Here is a 15,051-nt window from a genome sequence, read left to right as displayed (position 1 = left end):
AGCTTTTTCTGGCGCGCCGGTGTGCAGGCTGCCGGCAGGAAGCGGTGAAGCGCCGCGGCGGTCATCGCTGCGGCGGCGCTTCGCCGGGTTCGATGCGAGGCCGCCGGTTCAACCGGCCGCGCCGCTACTTGCCGACGAACGTCCGCGACCCGTTGCCGCCGCTGTACGGCGGCGCGTTCGGCACGGTCACGTAGCAGATGATCAGCTTATAGGACTTGGCCGTCGGGATGTTTTGGTTGAACGTCAGCAAAAAGCTCGAGCCCGTCGTGTCCGCCGGCGTGATCGTAACCTTGTCCGCGGTCAGCGCGTTGGCCGGGCTGACGCTGTCGCTCATGCCGAGCGTCGCGATGCCGGTCGGCGTCGTCTCGGTCAAGCTTTGCACCCAATAGTTGCCGGGCCTCATGCCTTTGGCGGCGTCGACCGGCTGGTCGTACGTCACCTTCAGCTGATTGGCCGACGTCTGCTGCAAGTCCTTCAGCATCGGAATCGTTTCCGCGCTCGCGCCATGCGGCAGAACCAGCGCGAATGCCATCGTCAGCAGACTGGCGAACAAGAATTTTTTAACTTTGCTCAATCCGATAACCTCCTCTTGGTAGACCGGATTCCGGTCATGTCGACGTAGAGGAGGATGCCCCGAGGAAGGAACATTTATGCAAAAAGGACGCGCACCCGGAGATGGCGTCCCGTGTGATGCTGCCGGCCGGTTAGCGGCTGCGCAGCTTCGAGAGCAGGCGGAGTATTTCGATGTACAGCCAGACGAGCGTCACGATGAGCCCGAACGCGCCGTACCATTCCATGTACTTCGGCGCGCCGCGTTCCGCTCCTTGCTCGATAAAATCAAAATCCAGCACGAGGTTCAGCGCTGCGACGGCGACGATGACGAGCGAAATGCCGATGCCGACCAGGCTGTTGTCGTGCAGGTACGGCACGGTAACGCCGAACAGCCCCAGCACGAAGCTGGCGAGGTACACGAGCGCGATGCCGGCCGTGGCCGCGAAGACGCCGAGCTTGAAGTTCTCGGTCGCCCGGATGATCCGCGTCTTGTACGCCGCGAGCAGCGCGAAGAACACGCATACCGTGATCAGCGCCGCTTGCATCGTGATGCCGCCGTACGCGTGCTCGTACTGCGCGCTCAGCGCGCCGAGGAACGCGCCCTCTAGCGCCGCGTAGACCGGCACGAGCACCGGCGCCGTGCGCGGCGCGAAGCTGATGACGAGCGCGCAGATCAGACCGCCGATCGCCCCGCCGATCGCGAAGGGCACGACGTCGAGCCCTTTGAAATACTGGTTCCAGACGGCGAACGCCGCCCCGAGCAGCACCGCGAGCGTGATGAACGTTTTGTTCACGGTGCCGTTAATCGTCATGCGGCCGGATCCGGAATAGGACCCGTGCCGGTCGAACGTCTTGTCGTTCAAGGTTGGATTGCCGCTGCGGCCTATCATTCAAGAACCACCCCATTGTCATTTTTTCCTGATTATAGCATATGCCCGTCCCGCGCCGCGCTATACCTGATTGCAAGGGATGATAGGAAGGCGGCGCAGGCAAAGCGCAGCCGAAGCGGCTATCGGCACGCTTTCCCGGCCATGTAGGTTACATTTTACTCCATCACCCTCTTGCGCTCATTCGGCGTACTTTTGCACCTATGTAGGTTACTCCTTCACTCTCTTGCGCTCATTCGGCGCAATTTCGCACCTATGTAGGTTACTCCATCACCCTCTGGCGTTCATTTGGCGCACTTCCCCATCTATATAGATTACTCGGGTTGCCTATCGACGGGTGGGCATAGTTGGCGGCCATGAGAGCCGTTATTTCGAACAAATGCGGGCTTTCGCCATTTTGGCGGACACAGGAGCAGCTATTGCGCAGTTTTGGCGTGACTCCGGCATCGAATTGGACGAATAGCGGAACGTATGGCCGCCAAACGTCAAAAAGAGCCTAAAACGAGCAAATAGCGGATCTCCTGGCCGCGAAACTCACTCGTATAGCTATTGTGCTTACATAAAGACGAGGCCGAAACGCCGGCGACTGGCTGAGGCGCATATGCGCCTCAGCCCCGGCCTCAGCCGCCCCTCTCAATCCGCTCGTATTCCTCCATGAACGCGAGCTGCATCCCGGCGAATAGATAATCGTACAAGAACAAGAGCAGGAAGAAGAAGAACGACACCCACAGTGCATTGACGAGCAGCCCGAACAGGACGTTCAGGAGCACCGACTTGACGATCAGGCTCGTCGTCGCCCGCGTGCGCCGTTTGAACGACCCCAGCGCCAGGGGGAACGCTTTGAGTATGCCGCAGTTTTTGGCAACGAGCGTAAATTCCAGATAGACAAACCAAACGCGCAAAATAAGGAAAGCCAGCAGGATTACGACGGCGCCCCCCACGCGGAACAAGAGCACGGCCACAGCGCCCCCGGTCAGGATAGCCGCCAGCACGAGGAGATTGAGCAGCAAAAACCGCATGAAATACCGCGCGCCGTAAGCGCGGAACGCCGCAAGCGTAAGCGGCCGTCCCGCCGCCGCATCGCGCAGCAGGCCGATGTAGCCGCCCTGGACGAATGCCTGAACCAGCAAGAATAGAATCAGCACGAGCAGCGCGGTTGCCGCGCTTCCGGCGGGCAGGCCGCCGGACGCACCCAGCTGCACGGTGCCGGCCATGAAGCGCTGCTCCGTCACGGCGCTCACCGACGGCATGCCCATCTGGAAGGTGAGCTTGAACGTCACGTGCGGACTTCCTTGAAACCCGTTCATCACAATGCCGGCGAGCACCGACAGCCCGTCGAGGGCCACCGGAAGACCAACCAGCAGCGGATAACCCGGCAATTTGCGAATGGCGCCCAGCAGCAATTCGATCGCCTCCTTTAGGGTGTTCCCACTCCCTCTGCCCGATTTAGGGCGCTTGCGTATCAGCCGCCGTTGTCCAGCGTTCATCCAGTCTCCATCCGGCATTTATCCAATCCTATTCGACGAAAGCGCCCGCCAATCCCTTTCCTTGCTTCCGCCGGAGCGCGTTTTCGCGTGCTGGCCCCAGAATCGCGCGCGGCGCGGGCCGTTTCGGACCGAGCGGGACAAACGGAAAGCCGCCGGCATCCCGCCGGCGGCTTTCCCGTTACGCTTCCGTATCCAGCGCAAGCAGCGCCATGCGCACCGCGCCCGCGGACGCGTCGGCCGGGGCGGCCGCGCACCGCATCGCGGGATATGCCTGCTCCAGCAGCGCCGCGAATGCGCCGCGGACGTACGCGTTCTTTTGCAGCACGCTGCCGGCCAGCACGAGCCGGCCGTCTGGCATGGCGAGCCGCTCGGCCACCGGCCCGACGAGCTCGAGCAGCGCCGCGGCGCTCTTGTTCACGATCGCGAGCGCGGCGGCGTCGCCGGCGTCGCAGGCCGGGGTGAGCAGTGTCGCCAGCGCCGCGACATCCTTCTTGTTCGTGCGCGGGTCGTGCACGAACCCGACGAGCTCGCGGACCGACGACGCGCCGAGCCGTTCGTACACGAGTCCGGTGACGACGGTCGGCGGAATCCGGCCGTCGGCTGCCTTCACGGCCGCCGTCAGCAGCTCCCGGCCGATGCTGTAGCCGCTGCCCTCGTCGTCGATCAAGTAGCCGCAGCCTCCGGTCCGGTGCGTATCGCCGGCTTCGTTCCGCCCGAAGCAGATCGACCCTGTGCCCGCGATCAGAATCATGCCGACGGGGCTGTCCAGCGCGCCGCACAGCGCGGTCTCGTGATCGCCGGTAATGAGAAGCCCGCCGGCATAGCCGCCTTCCCGGACGTCCGCGGTCAACCGCTCCTGCACGGCGGGATTGCTCACGCCCGCCGCGCCGATGCAGACGTACGCGAGCCGCTCGAGTCCGCCGCACGCTTTCGCGATCTCCGCCATGATCGCATGCAGGCTCTGCCGAACGCTCGCCTCGTCCTGCCCGTTATAATTGATCGCGCCAGCCGTAAACCGATGCACCGCGCGTCCGCGCTCGTCGGCGACGGTCACCGCGGTCTTGGTGCCGCCGCCGTCCAATCCGGCCACGTATCTCATCGTCCCACGTCCTTCCCTCCGTTATTGCCGCACCGCGCCCGCGAAGCCCGCGAGCGGAATCCGTCCCGCCGGCTCGACGCTGCCCTGCAAGATTGCGATCAGCGAATCGAGCGCGAGCGGTGTATAGTCGAAGGCGGCGAGGCCGCACGCGCCGGCCGGCAGCGCCCCGAGGTCGTACGGCTTGCCGAGCGCGACCGCCGTCACGGACTTGCCGCTTGTGGCCAACCGCTCCATCAGCTTCAGCTGCCCGGGATACTCGCGTGCGTGATACAATCCGACGACGACATGCGCGCACCCTGCCGCGAGCGCCAACGCCCGCTCGATCTCCGCCTCGCCGGGATCGATTCCGATCTCGGCGATGGGCGCATCGAACGCCGCGCCCATCGCCGCCGGGAACGACAGCCCCGCCTTCGCGAGGCTCGACGCCTGGTCCGTCCGATACGGCAAGGTGCCGACGAAGAGTGTATCGCCGCTGCCAGCGCGCACGGTCCGAACCTCGCCGCCGACACGGCAGATGCTCTCCCGGCTCATCGCCGCGACCGCGCGGCGGTGAACGTCGCAGCCGACGACGGCGAGCTCCGCCCCGACGCCGGGTGTCCCCATGGCATACTTCGCCTTGTACGCCAGCACCTTCGCCAGCGCGTCGTCGATGACGGACTCCGCCAGCTCGCCGGAGGACACCGCCTGCTCGATCAGCTCCGCCGCTTCCATGACGAGCGCCGGCGTATGGCTGATGAAGAGCAGATGCACGCCGGCCTTCAGCGCGCCCAGCGCGCCGCGGGCGGTGCCGTAATATGCCTTGATCGCGTCCATCTCGAGGCAATCGGAGACGACGAGCCCGTCGAAGCCCAGCTCCCGCTTCAGCAGATCCGTGATCACCGTCCGCGACATCGTCGCCGGCACGCGTTCCGCCTCGACGCGCGGGAACAGAATATGCGAGCTCATGATCGCCTCGGCGCCCGCCGCGATCGCCGCGCGGAACGGCTTCAGCTCCAGCTCCCGCAGCTCCGCGAGCGTCTTGTCGATGACCGGCAGCCCGAGATGCGAATCGACGGCCGTGTCGCCATGGCCCGGAAAATGCTTCACGGCGGCCAGCACGCCTTCGTCCTTCAAGCCGCGCAGCATCGGCAGCGCGAACGCCTCGACCGTCTCCGCCGCGTCGCCGTAGGACCGCACGTTGATGACGGGATTCGCCTTATTATTGTTGATATCCAGCACCGGCGCCAGGTTGAAGTTGATGCCGAGCGCGCGCAGCTCGCGCGCCGTCAGCCGGCCCGCGGCGTACGCGTTCTCCGGACGGCCGGTCGCGGCGATTGCCATCGCGCCGGGCACGTTCGACGCGTCGGCCGGCAGCCGCGTGACGCGCCCGCCCTCCTGGTCGATGGCGATGAGCGCGGGATAGCCGGTTGCCGCCGCGATGGTCCGCTGCAGCTCGGCGCACAGCGCGCCAAGCTGCGATTTGTCCGCCACGTTATGCGAGAATAGAATGATGTTGCCGATCTTATAGTCCGTGATGAGACGCTTCAGGTCGCCGGTCATCGCCGCCGCCGGAAACCCGGTGGCGATCAGTTGGCCGATCTTCGCCCGCAACGGGATTGCCTTCATGCCGCTTGCCTCCTCTTACATCCTCATACAGATGATACGCCCGCTTCCGGGCCGCCGCGCCGCAGCCCTAATGCCTAATACGAAATCTTGCCCATGACGACGGGCCGTGACGCCCCGGTCACGTTCGGCAGATTGTTCGTCCGCCGCGCGATCGCGTAATCGGCCAGGAGCGCGAACGCCACCGCTTCCTTCGCATCGCTGCTGCCTCCGACGTCCTCCTGAACGAGCACCTGCACGCCGTGCGGCGCCAGCTCCTCCTTCAGCATCCCGATCAGCGCCGGGTTGTAGCTCCCGCCGCCGCCGACCAGCAGAACGTCCGCCGCCCGCTTCGGCAGGACGAACCGCCGGTACGCGTCGCCGATGGACCAGGCCGTGAGCATCGTCACGGTCGCGACGAGATCCGCGCCCGCGATGCCATGCTCGCGCGCGTACGCCAGCAGCGCCTCGACATAGGCGGCGCCGAACCGTTCGCGGCCCGTCGATTTCGGTAAGGGCTGCGCGTAATACGGCTCGCGCTTCAGCCGCTCGAGCAGCGCGCCGTCGACGCGCCCCGCGCGGGCGAGCTCGCCGCCGGCGTCCATCGTCCGCGCTCCGCCGGTTAGTCGCGACACGACGCCGTCGATCAGCATGTTGCCCGGTCCCGTATCGAACGCGAACACGTCATCCGCGCCGCCGCCCGCCGGCAGCACGGTCATGTTGCCGATGCCGCCGATGTTCTGCAGCAGCAGCGTCCGATTCGGCTCGCGGTACAGCAAATATTCCGTGAACGGCACGAGCGGCGCGCCCTGCCCGCCGACGGCCATGTCCGCCACGCGGAAATCGGAGACGCACGGGAGGCCCGTCCGCGCCGCGATGACCGCGCCTTCGCCGATCTGCACCGTGAAGCGCAGGTCTCGGCCGTCTTCGAGATACGGCTCCGGCGCATGGTAGATCGTCTGCCCGTGCGAGCCGACGACCGCGATGTCCGCCGGCGTCAAGCCCGCGGCCGCGATGACCGCGAGCGCCGCCTCGGCGTAGAGCTCCCCGAGCCGGACATTCATCCGGCCGACCCGGTCGACCGTTGCGCGTGCCGGGTCGAACAGCGCGAAGATCTCCTCCCGCACCCGCGCCGGGAACGGCGTGTTCGCGAACGCGACCAACTCTGCCGCCGGCCGCCCGCGCCTTGGAGCGCCATCGCGCTTATCCCCGTCCGCGTCACAGGCTCCGCTTGCAGCCGCACCTTCGCGCGCGGCTCCGAAGCCGGCCGCAGTGCCGCCCTCGAAGCCCCTGTCGTCCGGACCGTCCACGATCCGCACGACAGCGGCGTCGATGCCGTCCACGGACGTGCCCGACATCAGGCCGACGACGTATCGGACTTGGCGCGTCTCCGCGCGTTCCGCCGCCATGTCAGCCCTTGACCGCGCCGACGGTGACGCCCTCGAGGAAGTACCGCTGCAGACTGAAGAACAGCGCGAACATCGGCAGGGCGGAGATTGTCGCGCCCGCCATCATCGGCGCGAAGTACGTCGTGTTCGCGAAGCGGAAGTTTTTGAGCCCGACCTGAATCGTCTGCATGTCCATCGTGTTCGTCACGAGGAACGGCCAGAAGAACGTGTTCCAGCTGTCCATGAACGTCAGGATCGCCATGACCGCGAGCACGGTCTTCGACAGCGGCAGGATGATCCGCAGGTAGATCTGGAACTGGCTGCAGCCTTCGATCTTGGCGCTCTCGATGATCTCCTTCGGGATCGAGGACATGAACTGCTTCGCGAGGAAGATGTTGTAGACCGTCACGAGCCCCGGCACGATCAGCGCGGTGTACGTGTTCTGCAGCTCGAAAACGTTGACGATCAGAATGTAGAGCGGCACCTGCGTCACCTGGTACGGGATCATCATGGCGATCAGCAGCAGCGTGAACAGGAACGCCCGGCCGCGGAATTTGACCTTCGAGAACGCATAGCCCGCCATGCTGGCGAAGATCACGTTGGAAATCATGACGCTGCCGGCGACGAGCAGCGAATTGAGCAGCCAGCGGTACGAATACGCGCTGTAATCGAAGAAGAATTTATAGGACGCGAACGAGATCTTGGACGGCCACAGCGAATAGCTCATGGCGCCCGCTTCGACGGGATCGCCGAGCGACGAGATGATCATGAAGTAGATCGGGAAAATCGTGGCCAGCGCGAACAGCAGGAGCAGCACGACGATCGTGCCGTTGCGGAACCGCTTGGCCATGCTGCGGTCCGGGTAGTTTTTGTACAGCGACATCGGCGTTGCCTCCTTCCTCAGTACTCCACTTCTTTGCCGAAAAATTTAAACTGGATCAGCGCAACGATGGCAATGATCGCCGCCAGAACGAGCGACTGCGCGGCTGCCTTGCCGAACTCGAAATATTTGAACGCATTGTTGAAGATGAGCAGGCCGACCATCGTGGTCGCGTTGTCCGGACCGCCGCCGGTCATCAGGTACGCGTTCTGGAACACTTGGAAGGAGCCGATGACGCCCGTCACGAGCAGGAACAGCGTCGTCGGTTTCAGGCATGGCACGACGATGTAGCGCAGTTTCTGCAGGAACGTCGCGCCGTCGAGGTCCGCGGCCTCGTAATAGCTCGTGTCGATGCCGAGCAGCGCCGCCAGGTAGATGATGATGCTCGTGCCGTGGCTCGACAGCCAGGCCATCAGCACCAGGGAGAACATCGCCGTGCTGCTGGAGCCGAGCCAGTTTTGGTTATGCGCGCCGAAGAGGCCGAGCAGGTTATTGAAGATCCCGGATTCCATCGGGTCGAACATCCAGAGCCAGACGACCGACAGGGCGACGCCGGATGCGACCGCAGGCAGGTAATAGACGGCTTTGAACGTCGTTTGCAGCCACTTCTTAAGCGGCAGTATGAGAATCGCCACCCCGAACGACAGCAGCAGCGCGACGGGCACGGTCAGCACGGTGTACACGATCGTGTTGCGGATCGATTTCCAGAACAAGGCGTCTTTGAACGTTTCGGTGTAATTGTCGAAGCCGGTGAACGTGGAGCCGAGCGGCTTGTAGTCCTGGAAGCTGATGATGAAGGCGCTGGCAACCGGATAAGCCGTGAACAGCGCGAAGACGACGAGCGCGACGGCGATGAAGGCGTAACCCCAGCCGTTGTCGCTTTCCAGCCGGCGTTTGAAGAACGGTCTCTTGGCGGGTTGGTTCATAAGCTGCACCTCTTTTCGGCGATCGGATCAAGGAATGCGGGGTAAAACGAGTTCGGATAGCCGCCTTGGGTGCAAGGGGGCTATCCGAGGGGACGTCCGAAGCGGACGATTAATCCTTCACGACGCCGTCATCGCCGAACGTTTCGACGGCTTCTTTTTTCACGGCATCGTACATGTCTTCGGGCGAGATTTCGCCGGCCAGCAGCGCCTGCAGCTTCGGCACGATGACTTCGTCTTCCAGCTTGATCGCCTTCGCGCCGAGCTCGACCGGGATGTCCGGACGGGCCGGAGCCGCGTGGGACAGCAGCGTCGCGACCGCCGCCACGTTGTCCGGATTGCGGTTGACGGTCATGCCTTCGGCCGCGGCACGGCCGGTCTTGGTAATATGCGCGACGAACAGGTCGTTGTTCGTGACCGCCGCGACTTTGCCGCTCGCGAGGAAGTACGCCGCTTTGACGACGTTGGCTTTATGCTCGGCGGACGGCTCCTTCTTGCCGCGGAACGTCACGTAGCCGTCGACGGCGACCGACGTTACCGCCGGCTGGCCGAGGAAGGACGGAACCGGGAGCACGATATAGTCCGCTTTGATGCTGCCTTTGACGGCGCTGCCGTCGTTCGCGTCGATCTTGGCGTTGTTCTGGTTCGCGGAGTTCTCGAACGTCGCGAGGCCTTTGCCCGTGATCATCGTTTGCCCCGTCAGGAACATGTTCCAGCGCTTACCCGCGTCCACAGAGCTGAGCTCCTTCGGCATGGAGCCGTCGTCGATCAGCTGGCGGACGTCCTTCAGCACTTCCAGGTAGTTCTTGCTCGTGTACGCGTATTTGTTATCCGTCGTGAACGCGCTCGGCATCCCGGCGTTCTTGACGAGAATGTTCAGATAATCCTTGGACGCGACGCCCGCGGTCGCGAACACGAAGCCGTAACGGGTCGTCTTGCCGCCTTCCTTCACGACGCCCTTCTTGATGGCTTCGCGGAACTCGTCGTAGGTCCAGCCGTTCTGCTGCACCGCCTTGTAGTCGATGCCGGCTTTCTCGAGGAATTCCTTGTTGCCGCCGAGCGCATGCGCTTCCATGTAGGCCGGGAAGCCGTAGATGCCGTCGCCGTTCTTCATGTATTCCATCGGCGCCGCATCGAAGTCCGCGAGCATGTCGGCCGTCGCGGCGTCCTTGATGTCCATCAGCATGCCCTGCTGCACATACTTGGAAATGCCGTCGGAGCCGATGAACGCGATGTCCGGCGGGCTGCCCGCGTTGACCTGCGTGTCGAGCTTCTGGGTCATGTCCTCCCAGCTGGCCGGTTCGATCTTCAGCGTCAGGTTCGGATATTGCGCGTTGAAATCCTTCGCCATCTGCTCGAAGTTATCCTGATACTTCGGCGATACCGGCGGCAGGAGCGCCGTGATCGTGTCCTTCTCTTCGGCCGCGCCGCCGGAGCCGGCATTGCCGCCGCTGCTTGCGCCGCCTTCGCTGCCGCCGTTATTGGAGCCGCAAGCCGCCAGCGCCGTCACGGATAAACCCAATGCCAATACGGATGCCAACACACGGGATTTCGTCTTCATAGGAATAATCCTCCTTCAGGATTCTGCTTTAGAAAGTCCTGCCCGAACCTATTACCCGACCTTCGTGCAATTCCGGATTGCAGCCTTCAGGCTGCCTTCGCTGCGGGCCAGCTCCTGCTCCGCTTCCGCCGCGTCCAGACCGGTAACGATCATCATAATGGCGAGCTTGCAATTCATGGACGCTTGGCGGAGCGCTCGTTCGGCCGTCTCCGGGTCGGCGCCGGTCGCGGTCTGAATGATCCGCACTGAGCGGTCGTTCAGCTTGATGTTGCTGGCTTTCAGATCCACCATCAGGTTGTTGTAGGTCTTGCCTAATTTCACCATCGTACAAGTCGTCAGCATGTTGAGGACCAGCTTCGTCGCTGTACCCGCCTTCATCCGCGTCGAGCCCATGATGGCCTCCGGGCCGACGACCGGCGCGATGCAGACATCGCATGCCGCTTCGAGCCTGGAATCCTTGTTGTTCACGACGCCGATCGTCGCCGCGCCGAGCTCGGCCGCCCGCTTCAGCGCGGCGATGACGAAGCTGGCGCTGCCGCTGGCCGAGATGCCGATCACCGCGTCTTTCTCTGTGACGCCGCAGCGATCGATTAACGCTACCCCCTCCTCCGCATTGTCTTCGAATCCTTCCACGGCGACGCGCAGCGCGATATCCCCGCCGGCAATATATCCTTGCACCAGCGACGGGTCCGTCCCGAACGTCGGCGGAATCTCCGATGCGTCGAGCACCCCTAATCTGCCGGAAGTGCCCGCACCGATGTAAAACATCCGCCCGCCGTTCTTCAGCAGCCCGTGCAGAATATCAACCGCTTTCGCGATCCGTGGAATTTCCGCAGCGACCGCGGCCGGCACCTTGGCGTCCTCCTGGTTGAGCAGCCGGACCATCTCCTCGGTCGTGCATTCGTCGATCATCAGCGTGTCCTGGTTAATCTTCTCCGTAGTCAGTCCCGCTAGATATTCGTTCATAACCATTCTCCTACCTTAAGTCGTGATGTTAGTTTAGCTAACACTCTTTCTGTATCTCACGTCCCATCTTACGTCGAGCCGTCACATCCGTCAATAGATTCTGAAATTAAATTTTACATTAAAATTATTATTCGGTTTTAAATTTTGGACAAAAGCGAAAAAAAGACATGTTCAAGCGCTGGCCATCCCATGTCGTTTTCCCTTTATTTCCGGCGGTTTGCCGCGTGCATCCGGCGGTCGCCACCTACTTGCGGTGCTTGCCCGATAAAATATTGTGCGTCTTGGAGAGGTACTTCTTGACATGCTGGTATTCGGCGCTGGCCACGCCCGCGAACAGCATGTCGACGACCGTCAGCATCGCGATCCGCGATCCCATGGCGCCGCTGCGCATCGTCAGCTCCGGCGTGGAAATGCTGAGCAGAATGTCCGATTGATTCGCCAGCTCGCTCTTGTTGTACTTGGTGATCGCGATCGTCGTCGCCCCGTTCTTCCTCGCCAGCTCCAGCGCGTCGAGAATTTCGACCGTGTCGCCGGAGTTCGAGACGAAGAACGCGACGTCGCCTTTGCCGAGCAGCGTGGCCGCGGTCAGCTGGCTGTGGCTGTCGGTGTACGCGTGGCACATCTTGTTGATGCGGCTGAACTTCTGCTCCGCGTCCCGGCAGACGATGCCCGAGGCGCCGACGCCGAAGAAGACGATCCGGCTGCTTTCGCGCAGCACCTTCACGGCCTTCGTCACCTGACCGCGGTCGATGACGCTGAGCGTATCCTCGATGGACTTGATGTTGTTCCTGGCGATGTTGGAAATGATAATGGGCAGATCGTCGCCGGGTTGAATGTCCGTATATTGGTCCTTCTGTTCCTCGTCCCTGGAGCCGAGCGAAGCCGAGATGCTGACGATGAAGCTGCGATAGCCGCTGTAACCCAGCGTTTTGCAGAAGCGAAGTACGGAGGCGTCGCTCGTCTTGCTCATTTGGGCAAGGCTCTTGATCGAGAGATGCGGCACTTCGTCCGTATTCTCCAAGATGAAATCGGCAACCAGCTTTTCAACGGGCGTCATGCTGTCCTTCATGTCCCGTATCTTGATCAAAATGTTGTCGTTTATCGCCATGTCCCGTCCCTACCCGCCTAGTTTGTCCTCTCGAAATTCACTCTTATCTTAAGCGGATTGATGGCAAAACACAAGGGAAAAACGACGATTGATGCCGCCTTTCGAATTGCGAGATCAAAAATTTTATTTCAAAACAAAAATTCATAGTGAAATTTAAAATCTATTTTTTATTGTTGAGGGGGAGCCTCCGTGCTATAATGGCCTCGAATCGGCACCGCTTATCTGCGGCTGCCGGCAGGACGCGAACAGGAGTGGATTCCATGACCAAAGCAAGCCTCAAAATCGCCATTATCGGTTCCGGAAGCACGTATACGCCCGAGCTCATCGAAGGCATGATCAAGCGCAAGGCCGTTCTGCCCATCGGCGAGCTCGTCTTGATGGACATCGACGAGCGCAAGCTGCGCATCGTCGGGGAGCTGTGCGAACGCATGATAGCTGCCGCGGACATGCCATGCCGCGTCACGAGGACGCAAGATCTCGACGAGGCGCTGCGCGGCGCCGACTTCGTGCTCGGCCAGATTCGCGTCGGCAAGCTTCCCGCGCGCGTGCTCGACGAGAAGATTCCGCTCAAGTACGGCCTTATCGGCCAGGAGACCTGCGGCATCGGCGGCTTCTTCAAGGCTATGCGCACCATTCCCGTCATGCTGCAAATCGCGGAGCGGATGAAGGCTCTCTGCCCGGACGCGTGGCTGATCAATTTCTCCAACCCCGCCGGCATCATCACGGAGGCCATCCTGAATCATACGGACGTGAAGATGCTCGGCCTCTGCAACGTGCCGTACAACATGTTCAAGAGCATCCGCGAAACGCTCGGCCTCGACCGCCCGAACATCGAGTACGTCGGCCTCAACCATCTCAGCTGGATTACCGGCATCGAGCAGGACGGCAAGGATTACTTGGAATCCGCGCTCGAGATGGGCCTGAACGGCGAGACGATGAAGAACATTCCGGCGAGCGGCTTCAGCAAGGACGTGATCCGGATGGCGGGCGCGATTCCGTCCTCTTACCTGGAATATTACTATTTCAAAGACAAGAAGCTGCAAATCGTCAAGGACATGGAGCTGTCCCGCGGCGAGAAATGCATCCGGATCGAAGAAGAGCTGCTCGGCCTCTACGCCGACGCCGAGCTGCATGCCAAGCCGGAGCTGCTCGCCTCCCGCGGCGGCGCCAACTATTCCGAGGTCGCCATCAGCCTCGTCGACGCCATCCACAACGACAAGCAGGAGGTTCATGTCGTCAACTTGCTCAATCACGGCGCGCTCGACTTCATGCGCGACGAGGACGCGGTCGAAGTGTGCGCGGTCGTCGGCAAGGATGGCGCGAAGCCGATCCGGATCGAGGGCTTCGACAATCCGCACATCATCGACTACATGCGGATGGTGAAGGCGTACGAGCGCGAGACCGTCGCCGCCGCCGTCTCGGGCGACGAGGACGCGGCGATGCGCGCGCTGCTGATGAATCCGCTGGTCGGCGACTACCACGCGGCCCGCGGTGCCTTCGACGAGCTGAAGGAAGCGCATAAGGCATACCTGCCGCAGTTCTTCCAGTCAGAGGCGCGCGTCTGATGGACGCCCGGTACGTCATCGGGGTCGACGGCGGCAACAGCAAGACCGATTATTTTCTGTTCGGTCTGGACGGCCGGTTCGTCGATTATCTGAATGCCGGCACATGCAGCCATGAGCGGTTCCCGGACGGCTACGATGGCGCCTTCCGGGTCATGGACGCGCAGCTCCGACAGCTGCTCGGGCGCAACGGGCTGACGATGGCCGACGTCGCCGCGGGTGCGTTCGGCCTCGCCGGCGCGGATATCCCGTCGCAGAAAGAGCAGCTCGGCCGCGTCGTCATGCGGCTCGGGTTCGCGCGGTACGCCGTGGACAACGACTCGTTCCTCGGCGTGAAGGCCGGCAGCGCCCGCGGGTACGGCGTCTGCTCGATCAACGGCTCCGGCACCGTGGCCGGCGGGATCGCCCCGGACGGCAGCCGCCTGCAGATCGGCGGCGTCGGCAGCGAGCTGGCCGGCGACGAGGCCGGCGGCTTTTACCTCGCGCGGCGGGTGCTGCGGGCCGTGTACGACGCCCTGTACCGGCTCGGGCCGGCGACGGCGATGACGGAGCCGGTGCTGGCGCTGCTCGAGGTGCCGGCGCGCGAGCGGTTCATGGAGTACGCCGTGGAAGGCTCCGTCAAGCGCGCGCTGCCGAACACGGCGCTCATGCGGATTCTGTTCGCCGCCGCGGACGCGGGCGACGAAGCCGCCGTCGCGATCGTCGCGCATTCGGCGGAGCAGCTCGCCCGGTCCGTCGCCGGCTGCCTGACGCATCTGGACTTCGGCGACGAGCCGGTCGACGTCGTGCTGGCCGGCTCCGTCTGGGTCAAGGCGGAGAGCCCTCTCCTGCTCGAGTGGTTCAAGCGGCATGTCGCCGCGTTGTCGCCGCGCCCCTGCAGCTACGTCGTGCTGCAGGTGCCGCCGGCGACCGGCGCCGTGCTGTGGGCGCTGGAGCTCGAGCACGGCCGGCCGGCCGGCGCGGAGATGCGCCGGGCCGTCATCGCCAGCGTGGCGGGGCGGCCGTAGCGGGCGCGCCGGGCGCGGGGGCGCTGGCGCCGGGCGCGGGGGCGCTGGCG

13 protein-coding genes are annotated in these 15,051 nt (G+C 63.3%); 2 read left to right on the top strand and 11 right to left on the bottom strand.

The window, feature by feature from the left end; genetic code table 11:
* Positions 1-124: 124 nt before the first annotated feature.
* The 11 genes from ACFPB1_RS24065 to ACFPB1_RS24015 all read right to left on the bottom strand — a co-directional run bounded on the left by ACFPB1_RS24065 (position 125) and on the right by ACFPB1_RS24015 (position 12,432).
* Complete coding sequence (locus ACFPB1_RS24065) at positions 125-574, bottom strand: hypothetical protein (protein WP_379228707.1); 450 nt, start codon at positions 572-574, stop codon at positions 125-127.
* 130 nt (positions 575-704) lie between these two features.
* The gene (locus ACFPB1_RS24060; RefSeq protein WP_379228706.1) at positions 705-1,442 is read right to left on the bottom strand and encodes a Bax inhibitor-1/YccA family membrane protein; all 738 of its coding nucleotides are present in this window, start codon (positions 1,440-1,442) and stop codon (positions 705-707) included.
* A 617-nt stretch (positions 1,443-2,059) separates the two neighbouring features.
* Positions 2,060-2,842: a hypothetical protein gene (locus ACFPB1_RS24055; protein ID WP_379228705.1), complete on the bottom strand. Its 783-nt coding sequence runs from the start codon at positions 2,840-2,842 to the stop codon at positions 2,060-2,062.
* 262 nt (positions 2,843-3,104) lie between these two features.
* Positions 3,105-4,025, bottom strand: a complete 921-nt coding sequence (locus tag ACFPB1_RS24050; protein ID WP_379228704.1) for an N-acetylglucosamine kinase — start codon at positions 4,023-4,025, stop codon at positions 3,105-3,107.
* A 21-nt stretch (positions 4,026-4,046) separates the two neighbouring features.
* On the bottom strand, positions 4,047-5,630 hold the full coding sequence (gene nagZ / locus ACFPB1_RS24045; RefSeq protein ID WP_379228702.1) for a beta-N-acetylhexosaminidase: 1,584 nt from the start codon (positions 5,628-5,630) through the stop codon (positions 4,047-4,049).
* Positions 5,631-5,704: 74 nt separating this feature from the next.
* Entirely contained in the window at positions 5,705-7,015 is a 1,311-nt protein-coding gene (locus ACFPB1_RS24040; protein ID WP_379228701.1) for an anhydro-N-acetylmuramic acid kinase, read from the bottom strand.
* Between the two features lies 1 nt (position 7,016).
* Positions 7,017-7,877 (bottom strand): carbohydrate ABC transporter permease, encoded by an 861-nt coding sequence (locus ACFPB1_RS24035; protein ID WP_379228700.1) that lies wholly within the window; start codon positions 7,875-7,877, stop codon positions 7,017-7,019.
* A gap of 17 nt (positions 7,878-7,894) precedes the next feature.
* A complete protein-coding gene (locus tag ACFPB1_RS24030; protein WP_379228699.1) occupies positions 7,895-8,800 on the bottom strand; it encodes a carbohydrate ABC transporter permease in 906 nt (301 codons plus the stop codon).
* Between the two features lie 109 nt (positions 8,801-8,909).
* Positions 8,910-10,358 (bottom strand): ABC transporter substrate-binding protein, encoded by a 1,449-nt coding sequence (locus ACFPB1_RS24025; RefSeq protein ID WP_379228698.1) that lies wholly within the window; start codon positions 10,356-10,358, stop codon positions 8,910-8,912.
* A gap of 51 nt (positions 10,359-10,409) precedes the next feature.
* Entirely contained in the window at positions 10,410-11,324 is a 915-nt protein-coding gene (gene murQ / locus ACFPB1_RS24020) for an N-acetylmuramic acid 6-phosphate etherase (RefSeq protein WP_379228696.1), read from the bottom strand.
* 244 nt (positions 11,325-11,568) lie between these two features.
* Positions 11,569-12,432, bottom strand: a complete 864-nt coding sequence (locus ACFPB1_RS24015; RefSeq protein WP_379228695.1) for a MurR/RpiR family transcriptional regulator — start codon at positions 12,430-12,432, stop codon at positions 11,569-11,571.
* Positions 12,433-12,692: 260 nt separating this feature from the next.
* Here ACFPB1_RS24015 and ACFPB1_RS24010 point away from each other — a divergent pair, with 260 nt between their 5' ends.
* Complete coding sequence (locus tag ACFPB1_RS24010; protein WP_379228693.1) at positions 12,693-13,997, top strand: 6-phospho-beta-glucosidase; 1,305 nt, start codon at positions 12,693-12,695, stop codon at positions 13,995-13,997.
* Positions 13,997-15,001, top strand: coding sequence for an N-acetylglucosamine kinase (locus ACFPB1_RS24005; protein WP_379228691.1), 1,005 nt, complete (start codon positions 13,997-13,999; stop codon positions 14,999-15,001). Before ACFPB1_RS24010 ends, ACFPB1_RS24005 begins: the two co-directional genes overlap by 1 nt.
* The last annotated feature ends 50 nt before the right edge of the window (positions 15,002-15,051 follow it).

The sequence above is a fragment of the Paenibacillus sp. GCM10023250 genome, from assembly GCF_042653205.1.
Taxonomy (GTDB): domain Bacteria; phylum Bacillota; class Bacilli; order Paenibacillales; family Paenibacillaceae; genus Paenibacillus_Z.
The sequence above is the reverse complement of the archived record's forward strand: the minus strand, read 5'-3'. Positions and strand labels throughout refer to the sequence as shown.

Bases quoted from the DNA above. Each gene is read 5' to 3' on its own strand.
- ACFPB1_RS24060 (WP_379228706.1), bottom strand. From the start codon at position 1,442: ATGATAGGCCGCAGCGGCAATCCAACCTTGAACGACAAGACGTTCGAC.
- ACFPB1_RS24050 (WP_379228704.1), bottom strand. From the start codon at position 4,025: ATGAGATACGTGGCCGGATTGGACGGCGGCGGCACCAAGACCGCGGTG.
- nagZ (WP_379228702.1), bottom strand. From the start codon at position 5,630: ATGAAGGCAATCCCGTTGCGGGCGAAGATCGGCCAACTGATCGCCACC.
- ACFPB1_RS24040 (WP_379228701.1), bottom strand. From the start codon at position 7,015: ATGGCGGCGGAACGCGCGGAGACGCGCCAAGTCCGATACGTCGTCGGC.
- ACFPB1_RS24035 (WP_379228700.1), bottom strand. From the start codon at position 7,877: ATGTCGCTGTACAAAAACTACCCGGACCGCAGCATGGCCAAGCGGTTC.
- ACFPB1_RS24030 (WP_379228699.1), bottom strand. From the start codon at position 8,800: ATGAACCAACCCGCCAAGAGACCGTTCTTCAAACGCCGGCTGGAAAGC.
- ACFPB1_RS24025 (WP_379228698.1), bottom strand. From the start codon at position 10,358: ATGAAGACGAAATCCCGTGTGTTGGCATCCGTATTGGCATTGGGTTTA.
- murQ (WP_379228696.1), bottom strand. From the start codon at position 11,324: ATGAACGAATATCTAGCGGGACTGACTACGGAGAAGATTAACCAGGAC.
- ACFPB1_RS24015 (WP_379228695.1), bottom strand. From the start codon at position 12,432: ATGGCGATAAACGACAACATTTTGATCAAGATACGGGACATGAAGGAC.
- ACFPB1_RS24010 (WP_379228693.1), top strand. From the start codon at position 12,693: ATGACCAAAGCAAGCCTCAAAATCGCCATTATCGGTTCCGGAAGCACG.
- ACFPB1_RS24005 (WP_379228691.1), top strand. From the start codon at position 13,997: ATGGACGCCCGGTACGTCATCGGGGTCGACGGCGGCAACAGCAAGACC.